The organism is Acetobacterium sp. K1/6, from assembly GCF_034438075.1.
GTDB lineage: Bacteria > Bacillota > Clostridia > Eubacteriales > Eubacteriaceae > Acetobacterium > Acetobacterium carbinolicum.
In genome coordinates this window covers 1-21,084 of record NZ_JAXQGA010000026.1, presented here as the reverse complement: position 1 = coordinate 21,084, position 21,084 = coordinate 1, and the positions used below count along the sequence as shown (strand labels likewise).

Here is a 21,084-nt window from a genome sequence, read left to right as displayed (position 1 = left end):
TTTATAATTGTAACATTTCCATGTATCAGATTCTACTTTTTTCTGTTATATTTTATTAATCTTTTACCAGTAAAAATTCTGTCTGGCGGATTTGAGGTATCTCGATCTTAGAAATATGCAAAAATTCGCGACGCTCAGTTTATAAGATCTTGATACCTTCAGGTAATCCGACTGAAAAACCAGGTTGCTTGAGTAATTGTTTGTTTGTTTGTTCAATCTCAGTTAGTGCCTCGCACCCAAAGAAAGCATACTCTCCCAACGTCTCCAGTTCTTTAGGCAGGCGAACTTTTGTTAGACTTCGACAGCCATAAAAACAGCTAATGCCAATGTGTTTGATTTGATCTGGAAGGCTGATTTGCTTTAATTTTTCACAATCCTTAAAAACATGACTTCCTAATATTTCCAACTGACAATTTTCTTGAAACGCGATCGTTTCCATTGTTCGGCAACCAAGAAACGCGGCTTCTTCAATTTCAATTAGTGAGTCTGGAAGCCCCAACTCCGCCATTGATACGCATCCTTCAAACGTGGAAGTTCCAATCACTTCCAACACCTTACACGTATCGAGATTTATATTTTCAAGTTTTTCGCAACCGTAAAACGCAAATCCTTCAATGAATTTTAGGGAGTTAGGAAAGCTGACCTTCTCCAGTTGGGTGCATTTATAAAACATACTTCGCTTAATTGTGTCAACCCCCTCAGGGATGTACACAGACTTTATCCCATTGTCATGCCGGTATCCGTGGTTTGCAGCCGCCTGAAATTCTGCTGCATCTTTAAAACGCAATTCACTTTTTTCAATATTATTATCAAGTAGCTCGGACTCACTTCCAAAATTTAGACCTGTTGTCTTTGGAAAAACGGGTTCGACGACATTTTCTGCCATATCTGCGACCTGTGTTGTTGGCTCCAAATCCGGGCCATTCTCTGATTCAGTCTTTTCTTGCCGCTCCATAAAAGAAAGTTCACCCGACGTTGCTTTAAATGTTTGATTCATTTTTTCAAATGCGTTTTTTTTCTGTTCCAATGCCTCAGTTGCCATTGACAATTCATTTTTAATTGTGGCCAGTTCTTCACCAAATGGGCGTTGCTCCTCGATTTGGGTTTGCTGCACTGACACAACTACTTCTTTATCAGTAATAGAACTTTGCTGTCCATCACTAAGAAGTTGGCGTTCCTCCTTAGAGCCACTTATTTTATTTCGTAGTGTTTGTAATTCCGTTTCAGCCATATCAATATTTAACTTAACTGAATGTAACTTATTTCTGGAAACTTCCAGTTCCAACTGAGTATTTTCAAACTCTGACTTTAGATCTGACAACTTTGTTCTAGTCACTTCGATTTCGTCGGTGATCAAAGTCAAGAGACGCTGTTCAGATTGCGAATTCGCACTCTCTAGCATAAAACCACTCCGTTCTGTTTCCACCTTCAGGTCCGCTTTTTTTTCAAAAATAACCAGATAAAAATCATCGTCTTGTCCCTTTAACGCCTTTTTTAGAAGCGGTATTACTCGGATTAAGACACTCATGGTTTCACCATTTCGTTTAATCTGGATAATAGCAGAACTTGATGTCGTCTGCCGGGTTATTGCCAGATGCAAGGTTTTATTTAAATCACGACGCAATTTTTGCCGGGCCATTTTCAGAATATTGGTTGCACCGGAATAACCTTGCGCAGGTTCCAGAAAAAGCCCGGTATGTCCATAAACATAGCGAATATTCCCGATCTTATCAACCAACACTCCTGATGCACCATAAACTTTAAGCAGTGCTTCATGCGTGAGTTCCAAAACCGTTTTCTTTTTTGGCTTGACACTCCGGTCAATCGTCAGATAAGACGGCCAATCCATCCTTTCCGATTGAGGCAAAAGATGATTTTTTAAACGATATCTTTTTTTTATCTGATTTCCAGTTTCCGTTTTTATTAGATCTTCCATTAAGCCATTTCTCCTTCTGGTTAATTATCATGTTTTTATGCCGCTAAAACTTAATACGGTTTTTGATACACAGCAGGCATAATAAATTTATAATTCGTCTGTTTAAGATTAAGTGATTCTGCGTGACCGATGAATAAATACCCCCCTGGTTCTGTATAATTGTACATTTTCTCAACCAGTCGATCCTTTGTCGTCTGATCAAAATATATCATGACATTTCTACAAAATATAACATCAAATTTCTTCTTAAAAACAAAGTTGGGGGTCATCAGGTTAAACCGTCGAAAAATGACTTCTTTTTTGATTTCATCCACCACCACCATTTGACTGCTATCATAGTTCTTGAAATACCTTAATTTCCAGTTAGGTGGCAACACCTGAAGACGCTCTTTATCATAGATCCCTTTTTTAGCTACATCCAATACCTTATTTGAAATGTCCGTTGCCAGTAGCTTTTTGTCCCAGTGATGGGCACTTGATCCAAAATAGTCAGCCATAAGCATTGCCAAAGTATAGGGCTCTTCGCCCGTGGAACTGGCTGCACACCAAAGCCGAATATCGCGGTTGTTCTGTTCTTCTTTTTTTATCTTCAAATTGGGCAGCACCGTATTTTTAAAATACTCAAAGTGCTCTGGTTCTCTCATAAAAAAAGTATGGTTTGTTGAAACCTTATCGATTAACACTGAACTGGCTTCACCCGTTTTATCAGAAATCAAATAATGATAATAGTCTGTAAAGCTATCAAACCCCAACTCGACAAGTAGCTTGTGAAGCCGACCCATAAGTAGGAGTTGTTTTTCTTTCTTTAGCTCGATGCCATATTCACAATGAATATATTCCGTTAACATGGCAAATTCTTTTTCGGTGATTTGAATCATTTTTCACATCCTCTATCCTGTTTTCATTGTTTCTCCCCTTGCCTTTCTGACAGACTAACAGGCGAAACCTTAAACTAGTTTACCCCAGCCAGCGGCTAAAGTAAATACTGAATTTCATAGGAGATACCCACGCTTTGTCGGAATTAAGAGTCGATTTACACCAGCAAATTCGCTAATTTAAAAATTTTCTTGTCAGTCAAGAAGAAAAAGTCTATAATGGAATAAATCTTATTTAGAATGGAGAACAATTATGGCTATTGTATGGACACCAGCATTATCAGTTGGTGTAGAAAACATTGATGCACAACATAAAATTTGGTTTGAAAAAGCGGATCAACTTTTTGAAGCCGGAAAAACCGGAAAATCCAAGGAAGTTATTGCTCAGATGTTTGATTTTCTTGATGATTATACCAAACAACATTTTAAAGATGAAGAAGCCTATATGACCAAAATAAACTATCCGGGCATCGATGAACAAAAAAAATTACATCATGGATTTATCGAAGAATTAGCTAAACTCAAAAAGGATTTCAACGAATCCGGAGGAAACGTTACCTTGATAATCAGTGCTAACCAGATGATTGTAAATTGGCTAACTAAACATATTTCAAACGTTGATAAAAAAATTGGTGCTTATGCTAAAACCTTATAAAAATCAAACCGCAGTCTCTTCTGAGATTACGGTTTTTTTCTTGATCAGGTTGATAAAAAGATACTCTCCTCCTGATTTAAAGCCGCTCTTCTATGAATCCGATTTTTCCTAGCACTTCAGTCAATTTTGCAATATCTAGGGGTTTTGATGCATAGGCATTGCAGCCAAAATCAAAAGCTGACTGGACCGTCAGGATTTCCCCCAATACGGTAGTCATGACTATTTTACACTTTTCATTATCGTTAACACCATTTTGTTTTTCCAAATCGCGGATGGTTTTTAGCACCTGAATCCCATCAATTTTAGGCATCATCACATCAAGGCAGATCAGATCATAAGGTACGCCTTCTTTCGTCGCTAAAAGATAGGCATCGATAGCTTCAAGGCCATCCACTACCAAATCGCAATCTCCGTATCGGTTCATGAATTTAGATAAAAATTTTCGGCTGATCAAATCATCTTCTACAATTAAAATTCGCTTCATCTCATACACTCCCCCTTACGTTAGCACATGCATCCGCCAGATTTCTCTGATCTGCTCTAAATATCCCGACACCTTTTCTAATCGCTCCTTTCTGATTTCCAACTCTATTTTAAAAACAAGGTTTTTTAATACCTCGATATTCATTTCTTCAAATATTCCTTTTAATTGATGGGCAATGACTTCCATCAGGATCAGGTTTTCCTGCGCCAACAGCTGCTCAAGACTTTCAATCTTTTGAGTCACTTCCCACTTTTCTTTTTCGCCCGGAGTTAAATGCTCTGTCGAATTAGATTTGCTGATATCCCACTCTTTCTCGTAATAGCTACCTAAATTTACCACAGATCGCTTTGGAGCGGTTACTTTCAAATGGCCAAGGTATTTTTTTAAGAGCTGCTGCATTTGGTGTCGATCCAATGGTTTAGACAAATAGTCATCCATTCCACTTGCTTTAAAAATAGCTTCATCTCCTTTTAGCGCAAAGGCAGTTAAAGCAACTATTGGCGTTTCTCGATTAAGAGACTCTTCCAGTTCATTAGACTTAAAATAGGGCTCTGTTGTTGTTTCCGTCCCTCGAATCAACTTGGTCGCTTTAATTCCATCCATTACAGGCATCTGCCCATCCATAAAAATAATATCATAATTATTTTTCGAAGCCGCTTTTACACCCTCAACACCGTTTCCCGCCACATCAACCACAGCACCGAAACTTTCAAGCATTTTTGCAATCACGATTTGATTGACCTGATCATCTTCAACGAGCAAAATCCGACTTCCCGCGAAACTATCCTCCCCATCCGTTTCGACGTCTGTTTCACCGGATTTTTTGGTGATGATCATCGGTAGAATAACGGAAAAGGTGCTCCCTACTCCGAGCTGACTGATGAACCTTACCTCTCCCCCCATCATTTCCAGGAGTTGCTTTGTAATCACCAGACCTAATCCTGTTCCGCCATATTCCCGGGTATAGGAGCCATCAATCTGAGTAAAGCTCTGAAACAGCATCGGATAGTCTTTTTCATCGATTCCTATCCCGGTATCAGCTATCGTGATTTTCTGGACAATTTGATCCGTTTTACCCGGCAACGGTTCTTGGCTGACTGTGATTGTAACTGATCCTTGATTAGTGAATTTTATGGCATTGCTGATCAAATTATTTAGAATTTGTTTGAGCCGCATGCTGTCACTGATAACAAAATTTGAGATAATGTTCTCATAATTGACGGTCAAATCCAGATATTTTTCAAGGGCATGTTTTTTGTGCGTTTTGACTGTCGATTCAACAAAAGACATCAAATTAAAACTCATTGGATTAAGCATCAATTTTCCAGCTTCAATTTTTGCAAAATCTAATATATCATTGATAATCGCAATCAGCGACGCCACACATCCTTTGGCAGTTCTCAGATTATCCTTTTGTTCCTCAGAAAGGGGTTCTAAAGCAGTGAGATCAATCATCCCGACAATGCCATTAAGTGGCGTCCGAATTTCATGGCTCATATTTGCTAAAAACTCACTCTTGGCCCGATTAGCTTCTTCCGATCGTTCAATTGCTTGCTTAAGTTTTATTTCGGTTTTTTTCTTTTGATCAACATCTGAAGCAAGAACCGCCACATAACCAGATTCTGGACTGTATATTGAGCCTTCCACCCATTTTTCAAGGCGAATCATATAATACTCTTCAAGTGGTATATTTTCGCCATGGGTGAGAACCTCTCGGAATCTTTTAAAAAGTCCCAAGCTTTCTTTGGTTTCAAGAAATCCCATTTCTGACAATTTGTGGCCGATTACCTCATCCCGATTGACACCAAACAATTCTTCAGTTGCCAGATTCATCTCCACCAGTTCCGCATCAATTAGGTTTCGGTCATTGTCGTAAAGGGCTTTAAAGTATGAGATGCTACTGTCCATGTATTTAAACAGCGAAAAATATTTTTTCTGACTCTTAGTAAAAAGCTCTTCTGCAAAGCGTTCATCGTGAATGTCTAAAAATAACCCAATCATCCCTGCATATTCTTGATTTTTATCGTAAAAAGGTCGCCCCATGCCTCGAAAGATACGATAGGTATTGTTTGGTGCTAATAGTTCTAGTTCAATATTAAAGTTGCATTTTTCTTTTAGGGAACGTTTTAACGTATTGATAAAGCGTTGATGATCGTCAGTTTTCATATGACTTTTCAGGTTCTTCAAAAAAAAGTCTCGGGATATATTCATGAAAGCTTTAAACGTTTGATTAATAAAATCACAGCGTTGATCACGATCAATACGGTAAATCATGACCGGCAAACTATCTAAAATAGAGAGGCTGGCTTCCCGCGCTTCTTTTAAACCTTTCTCATAATAATACTGTTCAGTCATATCTTCCAGAGTGATGATATACTCGGAATAATTGGCTGAAATAATTGGCATCACACTCAAATTTAAATACCGGGTATCTTTGATCCCATGGTTTATAAAATTCACTTTAATGGATCTGTCTCTGATTATTTTCTTTTCTTCCAAAACGCGGGTCACTATTTTTCTAAAATGGCAAAATTCACAATTCTTGGAATAACCACACCCCCCATTAAAACTGAAAACGCATCCCAACGCATCGCCGAATTGCCTGCCAATAACATTTTTCATGTCAAGATTAAAGGTTTTAAAAAAGGCCCGATTAGCCCGGGTTATTAACAGCTTCTCATCGACAACCAGCATACTGGTTGGCAACAGATCAAACATCGTTTTCAAATTATTGCGCTCGTTTTTAATGGTTATTTCGGCCTCGATAATTCTGGAGATATCCCGAAATACGACTACCCTTCCTATATAATCCCCACTATCCGAAAGAAGCGGGGACAATCGGGCCGACAGATAGCACTTTGTACCATCCGATTTTAAATAATAGGATCGTCCTGGTAAACCAACACTATCCGCCATTTCTCCCTTTTTGGCATTTGTCCAGAACTGGATCGGCATATCCTGCCCATCCCGAAATAGTTTAAAAACCTCCAAAAAAGGCTTATCCAAAATTTCTGCTAGACTCAAGCCAAGTATATTCAATGCTTCGGCATTGGCAAAATCCATGCGGTCATCCATATTACAAGTGATGATAGCATCCCCGGCGCTGTTCAGGGTTGATACCAGCCAAGCTTTATCTTTATTTATAATTTGCTGTCTCATTTCATCCATTCGATTTCTCCAGGTTAATATAGTTTAGGCCCTTACTTACGTTTGTTAGAGGTGTTAATATTTTCCATACTCGTCATCACTCAATATGATGCTTTTCGCAGGTGGCGCTTGGCTAGACTGACCAGATCGTTTATTGACTGCCTGACGGTTCTGCTCTTTCATGTTTTCAAACATCCGCATCATTTCCGGACTCAAGTTTTCATAAGCTTCGGTTCCCATGAAGCCCCCCCGTTTTAGTTTAAACCGGGCAACTTGCTCTTTTAGCATTTCCGTCTGACTTGCCAATTCTTCGCTGGCGGCGGCCGTTTCCTGAGAAGTTGCCGAAGTAGATCAAAAAAACATCTAAATCGACCATTCCACAAGTCCCAAAAGCCAAAAACATCTATATCGACTTCTCGCCTAGCACTGACATCTAAATCGTACTGTACGGTCCAAAATCAGCTCTTTGGATCGATTCCCACGAAGCAATAATTCACCTGTTTTCATATAATAAAATTATAGCACAAAAAAAGAAAAAGCCCAGTAATACTGGACTTTTAAGACATTTATTTTTCTACTCGTGACATCAATACGACCGTCTCAACGTGTCCCGTTCCCGGGAATAAATCCACTGGCTGAACCGCCTTAATTGCATAACCGGCATCAGTCATAAATTTAAGATCTCTAGCCAGGGTTGAAGGGTTACAGGAAACATAGATAATCCGGGGAGTTCCAAGGTCATTGATGGCTGTCAGCAGTGATTCTTCACAACCTTTACGAGGTGGGTCTAGAATGATTAGGTCCGGTTTGACGCCTTCTTCTTTGATAATCTTGAGCATCTCATCTTCTGCTCTGCCCAGATGGAAGCTGGCGTTTTCAATTTGATTTAAACCAGCGTTTTCGCGCGCATCAAGAATAGCATCACCCACGCTTTCAATCCCAATCACTTGTTTGGCTTGAGCCGCCAGATAAAGACCGATGGTGCCAGTACCGCAATAAAGATCAAAAACCGTTTCAGTACCTTTCAAATCGGCAAAAGCTTTAATCGTATCATAGAGCTTAACGGTTTGTTTGGAATTCACCTGGAAAAATGAGTTAGGTGAAATCGAAAAACTGAGATCTCCGATCTGTTCAACTAAGCGGGCAGCACCATGAACACAAAGGCTTTTTCGGCCCAGAATGACGTTGCCTTTCTCGCGGTTGATATTCACATAAATGCTTTTAACATTAGGAATACCTGCCAGTATGCCTTCTACAATGGCTTGACGCTGACTTAAATCTTTCCCGTTGATGATCAGGGTGATCATATTCTCGCCCTGGAGGTTCGTGCGCTGAAGCACACCCCGGACGTAACCCTTATGGGTACGTTCATCATAAATACTTAAATTCAGATCCTTTATCAGAGCATTGATGGTTTTAATTGCATCCGCTGCCGATTCAGGCTGGTTTAGACAATCTTGAATATGAACCAGGTTGTGGGATTTTTTCGCATAGAAACCCATACCTTTATTGTCCAGTTTAAACTGGGCTTTATTTCGATATCGCTGCGGATCTTCCATACCAACTATGGGGCTAACTTCAATTTCCTTTAGTCCCCCAATACGCTGGAGTGCATCCTTTACCATCTTAGATTTCGCCCGTAGCTGACCATCATAACGCATATGCAGGATCTGACAGCCCCCACATTCTTCAAAGTATGGACAAGCAGGAGTCACCCGTTCGGGTGAAGACTGGTTAATGGACAGAAGTTTACCCTGAGCATAAGTTTTTTTTACATTTTTAATTTCCACTTCCAACACATCTCCGGGGAGGCCGCCTTCAACAAAAACAATCATGTTGTCAAGTCGTCCCACCCCTTCGCCGCTATGGGTAATGTCCATTATTTCCATGGTATACTTCTCGCCAACTTTAATCTGGTTGTTTGTTTCGTTCATTCTTACTTCCTTAATTTTCTTATTTTTTACTGTTTGAGATAAGCCTTCATTTTTTTGAAGGTTTCTTCCGAGATGATATGTTCGATGCTACAGGCATCTTTTTCAGCAACGGGCAAGGACACATCCAAGGCTTTTACCAGATATTCAGTAATTAAGCGGTGTTTTTCATAAACCTTCACCGCCCGATTTTTCCCTGCTTCGGTAAGATAGATCTGTCCATAACGTTCGTGCTCCACATAACCCAACTCCTTGAGCTTACGCACTGCGTCATTGGCACTAGCCTTGCTGACACTTAACTCTAATGCGATGTCGGTAATCCTGACACCTTTGCCATGTTTTTCACTCTCCAGATAAATGGTTTCGATATAATCCTCAATGGATTCGGTTAATTTTTTTTCCATTTTTACCTCTGCTTTTATCCTTTTGATTTATTTTTGATTGTTTTGTCTGAACTGACTGGGATGAGCTTGCTTTTTTTGCCTGGGAATTCTGACGGTTGGAACTTTTTACCTTTTCCGGTATCAGCGCCTTTTTCCCCGATCCGATTAAATCCTCACGGTAGGCTTTCGTCAGTGCCTCATAAACCAGCAAATAATTATCTCGCTTTTGATACTGAACCAAAGCCCGTTGCATATTCTTTTCCCGTCCCTTAGGTACATAAACCACTTCCAGCGTCAGGGGATTGATCCCTGTATAGTACATTGCAGTAGCCACTGAACCCGGAGTCGGATAAAAATCCTGAACCTGCTCCGGAAAAAAGCCCATGTCCCGGATATACTCTGCCAGTTTGATCGCCTCTTGAAGCGTACAGCCGGGGTGCCCAGTGATGAAATAGGGTAAAATAAATTGATTTTTTCCAAGTTGCTGATCAATCTGTTTAAAATCTCGGGCAAATTTTTCATAGACCTTGAAGGCCGGTTTACCCATATGACGCAACACCTCATCAGACACATGTTCCGGAGCAACCCGGAGCTGTCCGCTGATATGATGCTCCACCAGTTCTTTAAAAAAGGTTTTATCCTTATCCAGAGCCATATAATCATAACGGATGCCCGACCGGATAAAAACCTTCTTAATCCCCGGCAACTTTCGGACCGCCCGAAGCGTTTCCAGATAGAGTTTGTGGCTGGGATCAATACTTTTACAGGGTTCTGGAGCTAAGCATTCACGATTGCTGCAATAACCTCGGGTTTCCTGTTTTTTACAGGCCAGGTGGGAAAAATTTGCGGTGGGTCCTCCAATATCATGGATATACCCTTTGAAATCCGGGTCCTTGGTCATCCGGCTGGCTTCGCGGACGATCGACTCCCCGCTGCGCATCTGCACGTATTTACCCTGATGAATGGCCAGGGCGCAAAAAGTACAATTGCCATAGCAGCCCCGGTTAGCAGTAATGCTAAACTTTACTTCTTCCAGGCCTGGTATCCCCCCAAGCTCATCATAGGCGGGATGCCAGTTATAGGTAAAGGGCAGATCATAAAGGTCGTCAAAGGCTTCTTGACTTAAGGGCAGTTGCGGCGGATTCTGACACAGGTAGCGATTTCCGGATTGCTGAAAATAGGTCTTAGGATCGTGAGCATTGTTACTCTGATAAATGAGGGCAGTGGCTTTGGCATAAGCCATTGGATCAGTCATCACTGCTTCGGTAGCCGGTAATACCACCCCATCATTTACATCTGCTTCCTTTTGAATCACCGCGGTTCCTTTAATATGGGTTAACTGATCCACTGGAATTCCAGCCTCCAACCCCTGAGCAATTTCAATCATGGCCAGCTCGCCCATCCCATAAACCAGTAGATCCGCCCGGGAATCAAACAGAATTGGTCGTCTGACCTTCTCCTGCCAGTAATCATAGTGGGCAAAGCGGCGCAAGCTGGCTTCGATACCACCAATAATCAGAGGGATGTCACCATAGAGCTCTCTAATTTTTCCACAATAAACGATGGTCGCTCGATCCGGCCGTAGACCTGCTTTTCCCCCAGGAGCATAAACATCCTCATGACGGCGTTTTTTGTTTACCGTAAAATGATTTACCATCGAATCCAGGTTGCCGGCTGTCACCAAAAACCCCAGTCGAGGAACGCCCAACTTTTTAAAATCAGCGTTTTCCCGCCAGTTGGGTTGGGCGATGACACCAACTGCAAAGCCTCTGGATTGGAGTACTCGGCCAATAATAGCCGCTCCAAAAGAGGGATGGTCTACGTAGGCATCGCCAGTCACGAGAATAAAATCACACTGATCAATGCCCTGGGCGTTCATCTCATTTTTTGACATCGGTAAAAAAACCGTATTTTTGTTATTTTTTTGATCAAAACGGGATTTTTGCCGATCATCGTTCATTGATTTCTTCATTCATACCCTTTCTTAATAATTTTTCACATCAATTAATAATAAACCTCTGAAATGATTACAATAAATTCAGAATGCCCAAACGTTATGCTGCTGTTATTATTGACACACTCAAATTTTGAAGCACCTTCGATTTAATATTTACTGAAAAAGTCTGAAATAGATTGGAAAATTAATCAAAATCACACTGTAAACCACCATAAAGAAGGTTTGATTCAGTTCAATGGTCATCCCGATGGTGTCTCCGGTCATACCACCAATTTTATGCTGGAGATTTTTCATTAACAGCCAGGCGGGCAGTAAACAAATAACTGCAGTCAGTAATCCCGGCAAGCCTAAAATCAGGGTTGTATAACCCAGTAATAAGACCAGATAAATAATAAAATGGTGTAGCCTTGTCATTTCGACAAAGCGTTTACCCAAGCCGCCGCCCCCAGGAGCATAGGTGGAAAAACATGTCGACATGATCGCAGCTACCCGTCCAAAGACTGGTATAATCAAAATCGCAGTGCTGTGTTCTGGTAAAATGATGGTATAGCTCATCCAATTTGTTAAAATAATCAAGATCAGGCCAATCGCACCAAAAGCACCCAAACGGCTATCTTTCATGATTTCCATCATCTTCTCCCGATCTCTGGCGGAAAACAGAGCATCGGTGGTGTCGGCAAATCCATCCAGGTGTAAGCCACCGGTAAGCCAGATATAGGCGATCACCATGAGCAGGGCTTGGAGCTGAACAAAGTGAATAAACGAAAAAACAATGGAGGCCGCAAAGAGGATCAGCCCGATGAAAACACCCACCAGAGGGATTAAAATCATTGCGTCATAAAACTCCTCGGAACTGACATCCTTTAGTTTAATGGGTATTCGGGTAAAAAAAGAAATTGCTATTAAAATTTTTCGCATCTGTTTCTCCAGTTATTGTTAGTCGTCAGGCCGTTGCAAAATATTTTACGGATCGCTACCAATTTTGCAATAACCAATTTAAATTTCTGTATGGCAAAACCCAGAAAAAAGAAAAGCATGAATTTGCATTCATACTTTATGCGATCTTTATTTTCTGAATTTAGTTTTTAATTTACCTCATAAACACTCTATTTATACTTCATCCACAAAATCAAATCGATCGACAATCAGTTGTTTTAATTGTTCAACTGCTTTTTTTTCGTCATCGCCAGTTGCTTCGATTTGGATCTCATCGCCTTTTTGAACGGCTAAAATCATCACACCCATAATGCTTTTGGCATTAACCCGGGTTGCTTCTTTTTTGATATAGATTTCGCTTTTAAAGTCATTGGCTCTTTGTACAAAAAGAGATGCTGGTTTTGCATGAAGCCCTGCTTTGTTCGTAACGACTACTTTATCAACTATCACAATAATCCACCCCTTTACTATAAAATTCCCCTATGGTACTATTATAACCTCACCGTGACATTTTAGCAAGTATTGCACTTTTATTTCTTTTCACTTGTAAAATCTTTTTTTAAGTTTTATAATGTATGATATGTAAAATGAGATCTATACTTTGCGGAGGTGAAAAAAATGAAAGTTACTAAAGATATGGGCATCATGGATGCTGTTAACGCATATCCGGATTCTGTCAACGTATTCCAGGCTTATGGAATGCATTGCTTTGGTTGTATGGCTGCACGTTTCGAAAACATTGAAGAAGGTGCCCTGGCACACGGAATCGACGTCGATGTGCTCATTAAGTCAATCAACGATGCGTTGGACGCAGTTGATCTGACAAAATAATCAAGTTAGCACTTAGCAACGTATTTTTACAAATGCGTTGCTTTTTTTTAATATTTATTAGCTTTTTATAATTATCCCCTTGAAATAACCAGATATAATTGTTACAATGAATAGAATTAAATCAATACGATAGAGGTGCGGACTTTAAGATTATCGGCGAAGACCATGGCAAGTGGGATGAAGCGCTGTGAAAGGAAAGCTCGCCGAAGGACCATGAATTGCCCCCATGATCCTGGGCTTACTGTAAAGAGCAGTAAGACTGTCATCATTTTTATGATGGAGTGCTATCTAGAACCCATAGAAATCGCATGTACGCGTTTCTTTGATTTTTAGCCGGTACACGTTACTGGCTTTTTTTATATCAAATTTTTGGAGGTCTTATGAAATCTTATAATGTTGCCGTTGTTGGTGCCACTGGCATGGTTGGTCAAAAGATGCTACAGGTACTGGCTGAGCTTAAATTTCCAGTTAAAAACCTATACCCCATGGCATCTAAGCGGTCCGCTGGCAAAGAAATTATTTTTAACGAAAAAACCTATGTCGTTCAGGAGCTTTGTGATGAAGCCTTTGACCAGGATATTGATATTGCCTTATTTTCAGCTGGCGGCGACACCAGCGAACGATTTTCCCCAGTCGCTGCCGCCAAAGGTGTCATTGTTATTGACAACAGCAGTGCCTTCCGGATGGATTCGTTGGTGCCCCTGGTCGTTCCCGAAGTCAACCCGGAAGACCTGGACTGGCACGGAAACATCATCGCCAATCCCAACTGCTCCACCATCCAGGCAGTGGTCGCTTTAAAACCACTGTATGATGCTTTCGGGATTAATCGGATTGTCTATTCCACCTATCAGGCTGTTTCCGGTTCTGGCGTCAACGGTTATGCTGACCTGGAAAGAGGGATCAAGGGCGAAGCCAATGCTTTCTATCCCCACCCCATCGCCTATAATGTGTTGCCCCACATTGATTCCTTTCTTGATAATGGCTACACCAAAGAAGAAATGAAAATGATCAATGAAACCCAGAAAATTCTCCATGACGATAGCCTACGGATTACCGCTACCACCGTGCGGGTGCCCGTTTACTACAGCCACAGTGAAAGTATCAACGTGGAGCTGAAAAAGCCTTTTGAGTTGGACTCGATCCGGTATATTTATGGCAATTCCTTAGGAATTGTGCTTCAGGATGATCCCGCCAACAATGTCTATCCCCTGGCTCGGACAGCTGAGAACACCGATGCTGTCTATGTAGGTCGTCTGCGTCGTGATTATAGCGTCGACAATGGTCTAAACCTATGGGTTGTTGCTGACAACATCCGCAAAGGCGCTGCCTCCAATGCAGTCCAGATTGCCTTTTCACTAATCGAACGCGGATTGATCTAGGCCACTAAATTAAGTATCGTTGGCTTTGAAGAACAATTATTTAATACGTCAACCCCCAAAAACAAATCAAAGGAGATTGAAAATGAGTATTTTTACAGGAAGCTGTGTTGCACTGGTTACCCCGTTTAAAAATGGAAAAGTTGATTTTGAACGTTTTCACAAACTGATCGACTGGCAGATCGAACAAAAAACCGACGCCATTCTAATTGCCGGTACCACTGGTGAAACCTCAACCCTCACCGATGCCGAACATTTAGAACTACTAAAAGATGCCGGGAAATACATTAACGGCCGGGTTCCTTATGTTGCTGGAACTGGTAGTAATGACACCGCTTATTCCATCATGCTTTCTAAGGAAGCCGAAAAAGCTGGTGCCGATGCTGCTCTGATTATTAACCCCTACTACAATAAATCGACCCAGCGAGGAATCATCGCTCATATTTCTGCTATAGCCAATGCCATCACTATTCCCGTGATTATTTACAATGTTCCCAGTCGCACCGGCATGAACATAGCCGTATCCACCATTAAAGAATTGAGCAAAATCGCCAATGTAGCTGCTGTTAAAGAAGCTAGCGGCGATATCAGCCAGGTCACCGAAATCGCCCGTGTTTGTGGTAGCGATATTGATATTTACAGTGGTAATGATGATCATGTACTACCAATACTATCTGTTGGCGGCAAAGGGGTCATCTCTGTCTCAGCCAATATTATTCCCGCTGATATGCACAATCTGGTGACCAGCTTTATGGCCGGCGATCTGGCTAAAGCCCGGGAACTACAATTTAAAACCAACCTGGTCAATCTGGCGATGTTCTATGAAACCAACCCCATTCCTATTAAAACCGCCATGGGTTTGATGGGAATGGACTCTGGAGAAATGCGACTGCCGCTAGTCGATATGGAAGAATCCAACAAAGAAAAACTGGTTGCCGATTTAAAAGCCTATGGCTTATTATAGGAGACTGCCATGATCAATATTTTACTCAGTGGCGTCTCTGGGGCCATGGGCACCACCCTCCAGCAGATTATTACCGCAAACCCAAACACCCAGGTGGTGGCCGGATTTGATCAGCAGGCTAACACCAGTCTGCCCTTTCCGGTTTACACCAATCTGGAAACCTGCGCCGAAGCAGTGGATGTGATCATCGATTTTTCACACTTTGCGGCTTTCCCGAAAATTTTCGGCTTTGCCAAAAGCAAAAAAATCCCCATTGTCATTGCTACTACTGGTCTGTCGGAAACCGATCTGACGGCCATCAAAGAAGGTTCCCTTGAATTTCCGGTTTTTAAAACCGCCAACCTATCGCTGGGCATCAATCTAATTGCCAAAATGTTAAACGAAATGGTAGCCAAGCTGGAAAGCGGCTTTGATATTGAAATTATCGAAAAGCACCATAATAAAAAACAAGATGCTCCCAGTGGCACCGCACTGCTGCTGGCCGACGCCATCAATGAGGGGCTGGAAACAAAAAAAGATTATTCTTTTGGCCGCCATGGCCGTGATACCAAACGCACTGAAAATGAACTGGGCATCCACGCCATCCGCGGTGGCACAATCCCCGGCGAGCATTCTGTAATATTTGCTGGCAACGACGAAATCATCGAAGTCAGCCATATGGCTTTATCCAAAAAAGTCTTCGCCGAAGGCGCCGTCAAAGCTGCCCAATACCTGGTTGGAAAAGCCCCCGGGCTCTACGACATGTCGATGGTCGTCAACGACTAATATCTAAGAAAGGATCAATAAACAGTCGATTAATCATAACTGCTACTGATTTAGAGGTTAATCTCATGCATATCGTTGTTCAAAAATACGGTGGAACCTCAGTGGGTTCCACCGAACGGATTTTAAATGTTGCCAAGCGCATCATTGCAAAGAAACAAAACGGTCACCAGGTTGTGGTGGTGGTTTCAGCCATGGGCAAAACCACTGATGATCTGGTAAAGTTAGCCTATGAAATCAATCCCTCCCCACCCAAACGGGAGTTGGACCGGCTTCTATCTACCGGCGAACAGATCTCTATTTCGCTGCTATCGATGGCGCTCCAATCTTTAGGTCATAATGCCATTTCTTTCACTGGGCCCCAGGTCGGTATCCGCACCAGCGGCCGCCATACTAAATCGCGTATCGAAGGCATTGACACCACCAAAATTATGGAAGCCTTAAATGATGATAAAATTGTCATCATTGCCGGATTTCAGGGGGTCAATGAAAATGATGATGTCACCACCCTGGGACGGGGCGGCTCTGACACCAGTGCCGTCGCCTTAGCCTGTGTTCTGGATGCCCCCTGTGAAATCTACACCGATGTCGAAGGGATTTTCGGAGTAGATCCCCGGCTTTACCCCAAAGCTAAAAAACTGAACGCCGTCTCTTATGACGAAATGCTGGAGATGGCCAGTCTGGGTGCTGGGGTTATGCATCCTCGCGCCATTGAATTAGCGAGTAAATACGACACGACCATTTGGGTGGCTTCAAGTGAATACGAAGTACCCGGCACCATCATCAAAAAAGGAGAAAAAAATATGGAAGGACAATCCATCACCGGTGTGGCCATTGATAATGACGAAATGATGATCACCATTCGTGATATTCCTTTTGATACGAATATCACTTCTCAGTTTTTCAGTCAATTTGCCACCAAAAGTATTAACATCGACATGATCAGCCAAAGCGCTCCCATTGATGGTCTTATTAACATCTCATTTACCGCGCCGGCTTCTGATCTAAATGATGCCAAAAAAATTCTGTCTGCTTTTCAGGGAAAACATGCTGGAATCGGGGTCATCATCAATGAGAAAATTTCAAAGTTATCTGTTGTTGGCATTGGCATGCGCAGTCAGTCTGGTGTTGCTGCCAAATTTTTTCAACTTTTAGCCGATAATAACATCCAGATGTTGATGATCACCACGTCAGAAATTCGTATCAGTTGCATCATTCTATCAGACGATAAGGATCAGGCTGTCACCGCCACCGCCAAAGCCTTTGATTTATAAAATTAACTGAGCATTAATTAAAAACAGCAAATCCCGATTATCATAATAAGCCAGTAATCCAAACGGCGTGTCTGGATTACTGGCTTATTGAATTAGGAAAACTTCCTATTATTTTTGGGGATGACGGGGGTTTTTCGATACAATGTCGATGGCGCGGGTTAGTTCACTGGTCAGATCGGCCTTATGCTGGGAGGTCATTTCATCAATTTTCGAAAATAAAAGCCCCTCGCGTGTTACAAAATAAGCAGGTTTTAATTTATTGAGCGCAATTGCCTTAATGTCTTCCATGCAAAGTTCACATCTGCATATTTCTGGATATTGTTCTAGCATATGTGGTAAAAATGAATCAACCACATCCTCCATGTAATTCTTTAACATCTCTTTCCCTCCAAATTTTGTCGAATTAGTATACTGCTGATAATTTAGTCAAACTGACACTTACAATTCTTAGTATACTATTAAAACAACTCCATTTCAACCGTTTTCAGCTCAATATTTGAAATTTGATTTTAAGCGATCGGAAAAAGCATTTCACATCAGACGGACCTGGTTTTTACCATTTTTCTTGGCCTGATACAAAGCCTGATCTGCTCGGTAAACGATGCTGTCAGCCGTTTCATCGTCCCTAAAAACAGATACACCCAGACTGATCGTAATACGTTCTTGTTCTGGAAAATAATGCTCACTGACTCGTCCCCTGATTTTTTCTGCCAGCTCCATCGCCTCACTAGAATCTGCATCCGGAAGAATTGCCAGAAATTCTTCACCACCCCATCGACCAATCAGATCAGATGATCGGATAACGTCTTTAAAAAGCTGTGCCAGTTCAATTAATACTGCATCACCAGCTAAATGACCGAAACGGTCATTAATATTTTTAAAGTGATCAATGTCGATCATAATCAAAGCAAAAGCTGTGGCCTTTGTTTTTGCCCGATCCAATTCATGCTCCAGAGCACAATCCAGTTTAACGCGATTACAGAGCTTGGTCAATTTATCGGTTTCTGAAAGTTCTTTCATTTCCCGTCGTATTTTTACTTTTTCAGTAATATCACGGGTAACCGCCAGCAGTTCCCGAAAGTTATTTTCTTCGTCATAAATTCCGGATAGCACGGTGTCAGTATAAATACTTTCGCCATCCTTGCGTACCTGTCGTTGCTCAAAATTGACCGGGTAGAACGGTTCTCCCTTTTCTACCATTTTTCTAATTGCGACCCTTTGTCGGTCCATCTCTTTTTGTACGCCAGGGAGAAAATAACCAATTTCGCGATAGTGGTTCAAAACTTCTTCAGGGGTATAGCCGGTTAGTTTTTCTACCGAAGGGCTAATATAGGTAAAATTACCTGACAGATCCACCGTTGCAATAATGTCACAAGCATGATCAGTCATCAGACGATAGTGCTCTTCAATTTCTTTGCTCGTCTTATCCCGCTTTTTGATAATATTAGCTTCCTGAAGCTTACCTGGTATGTTTTTTTCGCCCTTAATTCTGATACTTTTTGAGGCGATGCTCTTAATAACCCCACTGCTGGATCGTTTGACATTATTTTGAAATTGTTGAAACGAGTCCAGAATAAAACCATTGCCCTGGATCTTATGGTGAATATTTCCTGCACGCAGTGCTTCTGCAACACTTCTTACCGTCCGAAGACTCTGTTCCAGCACTAAAAAGTCTGCATCTCCCTCTGCTATATTGGGGATGTCGTTACTTAACTTTTTATTATTTAAAATTGTATTAACATAATTAATCATCGCTTTAGCGTCGTGACTTAACATTTTTCTCTGGCCTCCCTTCATTTAGTAACATTTACACAATTATTTTTTTGTATCATAAAACCTTAACAATCTACTTTAAATCTTTGTTCAAATTTTACGGGATTTTTGGTGAAACAAATAGTTTTGTATCATCAACTGCCGCAAATGAAACCTAAATGCACTAATTCATCCAAGTCGTAGGTGTCCTAGGTTTCTTTGACATTGACAAAGATTAATAAGCTTTAAAAAAACTGGCTAGCTAATTTTAGCTCACTTTTGGGGGGAAATGGAACCCCTAGCATCCAATCCTATTTAAAAAATCCACTTTCGTTTTTTATTTGTCTTTATCAGAACTGACTGGTTATATCGATACACCAAAAATAGCTCCGGAAATAAACGGGATCAACCAGATCAGCCAGACAATTAAGCTGAGTTTATGGAAATTTACCTTGGCTTTTTCATCACCCTTAACTAAGACCACCGTTGCCCAAACGGCATGTAACATCATCAGTACAATCGCGAGCATCCCCGTCATGCCGTGAAAATTTAGAAACGATCCCCCAGACGAAATTTTGCTCATCATTATTGTTCCCGTGGTGTCACAAACCAATCCGATATAAAACACAACTAAATGCCATGTTTTTAGCTGTCCTTGAATTTTTTCACCCCATACACCGATCGTATAGAATACCAGTGCCAAGGTAATGGATATGATAGCATAAATTAACATAATAAGATTCTCCTACTTATATTTATATTTTTTATCATAACTAACAAAATCAAATTGATCCAGCATCTATTGCGATGAATTCACGCTGTGTTATTGAATATTATACAGCAACCGACAATATAAAACAAAACCTAATAAAACTAAGAATCTAGCCAGTCAAACAATATGTCTGAGTGTGGGATAGGCCAAATCAATTTCGGATGCGTCAGATATCAGTCTAAGAATATCTTCCCAGATGTCATTATTGGTATCACGTCTTTGTTTTGGCAGACACAGGTATCTTAATGTCAATTCAACCCCACTTTCTTTAACATCGGTATAGACAATCGGGGTCAGATTGTTATATAGGATCATGTACTTTCTGGCTGTTGATTTTATTTGTTCTGCTGCTTCTTCAGTAAAATGAAGAGCATGATGATTGACAATTTCGGTCAGCTTTTCTTTAGCTAATTCCCAGTCACTTTCGAAGGTAATTAAAACTGAGATTTCATTCCAGATATATTTAAAGCCTTTGGTGTAATTAACGGTGGGATAAACAAAAACATAATGGTTGGGGATATCGACAATCCGTCCGGTGCTCTGTTCTCCAACCTGAATATCGGTGACTTCCATTAGCGAAAATTGAAACAAGCGAATGTCGATCACATCCCCCCGACTATCGCCGATCAGGACGCGTTGACCGATTTCGAAGGGTTTTCGAATCATGATGAAAAACCAGGCTGCTATGTTAGCAAAGAGATCTTTAAGGGCGATTGCAATCCCCGCTGAGAGCAAACCAACATAAGTGGCAATATAAGCTGTATTTTGAGCCCACAAAACCCATAAGATGATCAGATAAACACCTGAAAAAAGGTAATAAATCCGCTTTCTGAAAATATGATAACGACTGTTATCATCGATGTAGCGAAATAAAAGTCGATTGATGATCGTGACAACTAGAATTGTGATGATCAACCATCCGATCGAAAAGATAATATTCAGGGTGTGATTATTTTCAATAAAATAGTTTGTAATATAATGTACACGCTTGTCAAGACACGAAATTAGAAATTTTTAGATAAATCTCCTTTCGCGTTTTGATTAGGCAG

20 protein-coding genes and 1 riboswitch are annotated in these 21,084 nt (G+C 41.1%); of the genes, 6 read left to right on the top strand and 14 right to left on the bottom strand.

Annotation, left to right across the window (positions count from 1 at the left end; genetic code table 11):
• Nucleotides 1-139: 139 nt before the first annotated feature.
• Nucleotides 140-1,936: a leucine-rich repeat domain-containing protein gene (locus U2P91_RS16285; RefSeq protein WP_111887002.1), complete on the bottom strand. Its 1,797-nt coding sequence runs from the start codon at nucleotides 1,934-1,936 to the stop codon at nucleotides 140-142.
• Between the two features lie 50 nt (nucleotides 1,937-1,986).
• Complete coding sequence (locus tag U2P91_RS16280; protein WP_111887003.1) at nucleotides 1,987-2,814, bottom strand: CheR family methyltransferase; 828 nt, start codon at nucleotides 2,812-2,814, stop codon at nucleotides 1,987-1,989.
• Between the two features lie 250 nt (nucleotides 2,815-3,064).
• Here U2P91_RS16280 and U2P91_RS16275 point away from each other — a divergent pair, with 250 nt between their 5' ends.
• Nucleotides 3,065-3,466 (top strand): bacteriohemerythrin, encoded by a 402-nt coding sequence (locus U2P91_RS16275; protein ID WP_111887004.1) that lies wholly within the window; start codon nucleotides 3,065-3,067, stop codon nucleotides 3,464-3,466.
• 76 nt (nucleotides 3,467-3,542) lie between these two features.
• Here U2P91_RS16275 and U2P91_RS16270 read toward each other — a convergent pair whose 3' ends face one another.
• The 8 genes from U2P91_RS16270 to U2P91_RS16235 form a co-directional block, all read right to left on the bottom strand.
• Nucleotides 3,543-3,950 (bottom strand): response regulator, encoded by a 408-nt coding sequence (locus U2P91_RS16270; RefSeq protein WP_111887005.1) that lies wholly within the window; start codon nucleotides 3,948-3,950, stop codon nucleotides 3,543-3,545.
• A gap of 15 nt (nucleotides 3,951-3,965) precedes the next feature.
• Complete coding sequence (locus U2P91_RS16265; RefSeq protein WP_111887006.1) at nucleotides 3,966-7,118, bottom strand: ATP-binding protein; 3,153 nt, start codon at nucleotides 7,116-7,118, stop codon at nucleotides 3,966-3,968.
• A 54-nt stretch (nucleotides 7,119-7,172) separates the two neighbouring features.
• Nucleotides 7,173-7,385 carry a hypothetical protein gene (locus U2P91_RS16260; RefSeq protein WP_322520042.1) on the bottom strand — a complete coding sequence of 71 codons (213 nt, stop codon included), beginning with the start codon at nucleotides 7,383-7,385 and terminating at the stop codon, nucleotides 7,173-7,175.
• A 278-nt stretch (nucleotides 7,386-7,663) separates the two neighbouring features.
• Entirely contained in the window at nucleotides 7,664-9,031 is a 1,368-nt protein-coding gene (gene rlmD / locus U2P91_RS16255; protein WP_111887008.1) for a 23S rRNA (uracil(1939)-C(5))-methyltransferase RlmD, read from the bottom strand.
• A gap of 26 nt (nucleotides 9,032-9,057) precedes the next feature.
• A complete protein-coding gene (locus U2P91_RS16250; RefSeq protein WP_111887009.1) occupies nucleotides 9,058-9,432 on the bottom strand; it encodes a metal-dependent transcriptional regulator in 375 nt (124 codons plus the stop codon).
• Entirely contained in the window at nucleotides 9,404-11,383 is a 1,980-nt protein-coding gene (locus U2P91_RS16245) for a YgiQ family radical SAM protein (protein WP_111887010.1), read from the bottom strand. Before U2P91_RS16245 ends, U2P91_RS16250 begins: the two co-directional genes overlap by 29 nt.
• A 138-nt stretch (nucleotides 11,384-11,521) precedes the next feature.
• On the bottom strand, nucleotides 11,522-12,286 hold the full coding sequence (gene cobS / locus U2P91_RS16240; RefSeq protein ID WP_322520041.1) for an adenosylcobinamide-GDP ribazoletransferase: 765 nt from the start codon (nucleotides 12,284-12,286) through the stop codon (nucleotides 11,522-11,524).
• Between the two features lie 192 nt (nucleotides 12,287-12,478).
• Complete coding sequence (locus tag U2P91_RS16235) at nucleotides 12,479-12,754, bottom strand: HPr family phosphocarrier protein (protein WP_111887011.1); 276 nt, start codon at nucleotides 12,752-12,754, stop codon at nucleotides 12,479-12,481.
• A gap of 168 nt (nucleotides 12,755-12,922) precedes the next feature.
• On the opposite strand from U2P91_RS16235, the gene U2P91_RS16230 reads away from it, so the two are divergent.
• The 5 genes from U2P91_RS16230 to U2P91_RS16210 all read left to right on the top strand — a co-directional run bounded on the left by U2P91_RS16230 (nucleotide 12,923) and on the right by U2P91_RS16210 (nucleotide 17,511).
• Nucleotides 12,923-13,135 carry a DUF1858 domain-containing protein gene (locus U2P91_RS16230; protein ID WP_204355465.1) on the top strand — a complete coding sequence of 71 codons (213 nt, stop codon included), beginning with the start codon at nucleotides 12,923-12,925 and terminating at the stop codon, nucleotides 13,133-13,135.
• A gap of 122 nt (nucleotides 13,136-13,257) precedes the next feature.
• Nucleotides 13,258-13,430: riboswitch (Lysine riboswitch) on the top strand.
• A gap of 85 nt (nucleotides 13,431-13,515) precedes the next feature.
• On the top strand, nucleotides 13,516-14,514 hold the full coding sequence (locus U2P91_RS16225; RefSeq protein WP_111887012.1) for an aspartate-semialdehyde dehydrogenase: 999 nt from the start codon (nucleotides 13,516-13,518) through the stop codon (nucleotides 14,512-14,514).
• A gap of 82 nt (nucleotides 14,515-14,596) precedes the next feature.
• Entirely contained in the window at nucleotides 14,597-15,475 is an 879-nt protein-coding gene (dapA, locus tag U2P91_RS16220; protein WP_111887013.1) for a 4-hydroxy-tetrahydrodipicolinate synthase, read from the top strand.
• Nucleotides 15,476-15,484: 9 nt separating this feature from the next.
• Complete coding sequence (gene dapB / locus U2P91_RS16215; protein WP_111887014.1) at nucleotides 15,485-16,240, top strand: 4-hydroxy-tetrahydrodipicolinate reductase; 756 nt, start codon at nucleotides 15,485-15,487, stop codon at nucleotides 16,238-16,240.
• A gap of 65 nt (nucleotides 16,241-16,305) precedes the next feature.
• Complete coding sequence (locus U2P91_RS16210) at nucleotides 16,306-17,511, top strand: aspartate kinase (protein WP_111887015.1); 1,206 nt, start codon at nucleotides 16,306-16,308, stop codon at nucleotides 17,509-17,511.
• Between the two features lie 108 nt (nucleotides 17,512-17,619).
• Here U2P91_RS16210 and U2P91_RS16205 read toward each other — a convergent pair whose 3' ends face one another.
• The 4 genes from U2P91_RS16205 to U2P91_RS16190 form a co-directional block, all read right to left on the bottom strand.
• Nucleotides 17,620-17,889, bottom strand: a complete 270-nt coding sequence (locus U2P91_RS16205) for a late competence development ComFB family protein (RefSeq protein WP_111887016.1) — start codon at nucleotides 17,887-17,889, stop codon at nucleotides 17,620-17,622.
• 153 nt (nucleotides 17,890-18,042) lie between these two features.
• Nucleotides 18,043-19,287, bottom strand: coding sequence for a sensor domain-containing diguanylate cyclase (locus U2P91_RS16200; RefSeq protein WP_162624398.1), 1,245 nt, complete (start codon nucleotides 19,285-19,287; stop codon nucleotides 18,043-18,045).
• 340 nt (nucleotides 19,288-19,627) lie between these two features.
• A complete protein-coding gene (locus U2P91_RS16195; RefSeq protein ID WP_111887018.1) occupies nucleotides 19,628-19,996 on the bottom strand; it encodes an HsmA family protein in 369 nt (122 codons plus the stop codon).
• Between the two features lie 156 nt (nucleotides 19,997-20,152).
• Entirely contained in the window at nucleotides 20,153-20,950 is a 798-nt protein-coding gene (locus tag U2P91_RS16190) for a mechanosensitive ion channel family protein (protein ID WP_322520040.1), read from the bottom strand.
• Nucleotides 20,951-21,084 lie beyond the last annotated feature (134 nt).

Excerpts from the sequence above, each read along its gene's own strand:
- U2P91_RS16285 (WP_111887002.1), bottom strand. The coding sequence starts at position 1,936 with ATGGAAGATCTAATAAAAACGGAAACTGGAAATCAGATAAAAAAAAGA.
- U2P91_RS16280 (WP_111887003.1), bottom strand. The coding sequence starts at position 2,814 with ATGATTCAAATCACCGAAAAAGAATTTGCCATGTTAACGGAATATATT.
- U2P91_RS16275 (WP_111887004.1), top strand. The coding sequence starts at position 3,065 with ATGGCTATTGTATGGACACCAGCATTATCAGTTGGTGTAGAAAACATT.
- U2P91_RS16270 (WP_111887005.1), bottom strand. The coding sequence starts at position 3,950 with ATGAAGCGAATTTTAATTGTAGAAGATGATTTGATCAGCCGAAAATTT.
- U2P91_RS16265 (WP_111887006.1), bottom strand. The coding sequence starts at position 7,118 with ATGGATGAAATGAGACAGCAAATTATAAATAAAGATAAAGCTTGGCTG.
- U2P91_RS16260 (WP_322520042.1), bottom strand. The coding sequence starts at position 7,385 with ATGCTAAAAGAGCAAGTTGCCCGGTTTAAACTAAAACGGGGGGGCTTC.
- rlmD (WP_111887008.1), bottom strand. The coding sequence starts at position 9,031 with ATGAACGAAACAAACAACCAGATTAAAGTTGGCGAGAAGTATACCATG.
- U2P91_RS16250 (WP_111887009.1), bottom strand. The coding sequence starts at position 9,432 with ATGGAAAAAAAATTAACCGAATCCATTGAGGATTATATCGAAACCATT.
- U2P91_RS16245 (WP_111887010.1), bottom strand. The coding sequence starts at position 11,383 with ATGAAGAAATCAATGAACGATGATCGGCAAAAATCCCGTTTTGATCAA.
- cobS (WP_322520041.1), bottom strand. The coding sequence starts at position 12,286 with ATGCGAAAAATTTTAATAGCAATTTCTTTTTTTACCCGAATACCCATT.
- U2P91_RS16230 (WP_204355465.1), top strand. The coding sequence starts at position 12,923 with ATGAAAGTTACTAAAGATATGGGCATCATGGATGCTGTTAACGCATAT.
- U2P91_RS16225 (WP_111887012.1), top strand. The coding sequence starts at position 13,516 with ATGAAATCTTATAATGTTGCCGTTGTTGGTGCCACTGGCATGGTTGGT.
- dapA (WP_111887013.1), top strand. The coding sequence starts at position 14,597 with ATGAGTATTTTTACAGGAAGCTGTGTTGCACTGGTTACCCCGTTTAAA.
- dapB (WP_111887014.1), top strand. The coding sequence starts at position 15,485 with ATGATCAATATTTTACTCAGTGGCGTCTCTGGGGCCATGGGCACCACC.
- U2P91_RS16210 (WP_111887015.1), top strand. The coding sequence starts at position 16,306 with ATGCATATCGTTGTTCAAAAATACGGTGGAACCTCAGTGGGTTCCACC.
- U2P91_RS16205 (WP_111887016.1), bottom strand. The coding sequence starts at position 17,889 with ATGTTAAAGAATTACATGGAGGATGTGGTTGATTCATTTTTACCACAT.
- U2P91_RS16200 (WP_162624398.1), bottom strand. The coding sequence starts at position 19,287 with ATGTTAAGTCACGACGCTAAAGCGATGATTAATTATGTTAATACAATT.
- U2P91_RS16195 (WP_111887018.1), bottom strand. The coding sequence starts at position 19,996 with ATGTTAATTTATGCTATCATATCCATTACCTTGGCACTGGTATTCTAT.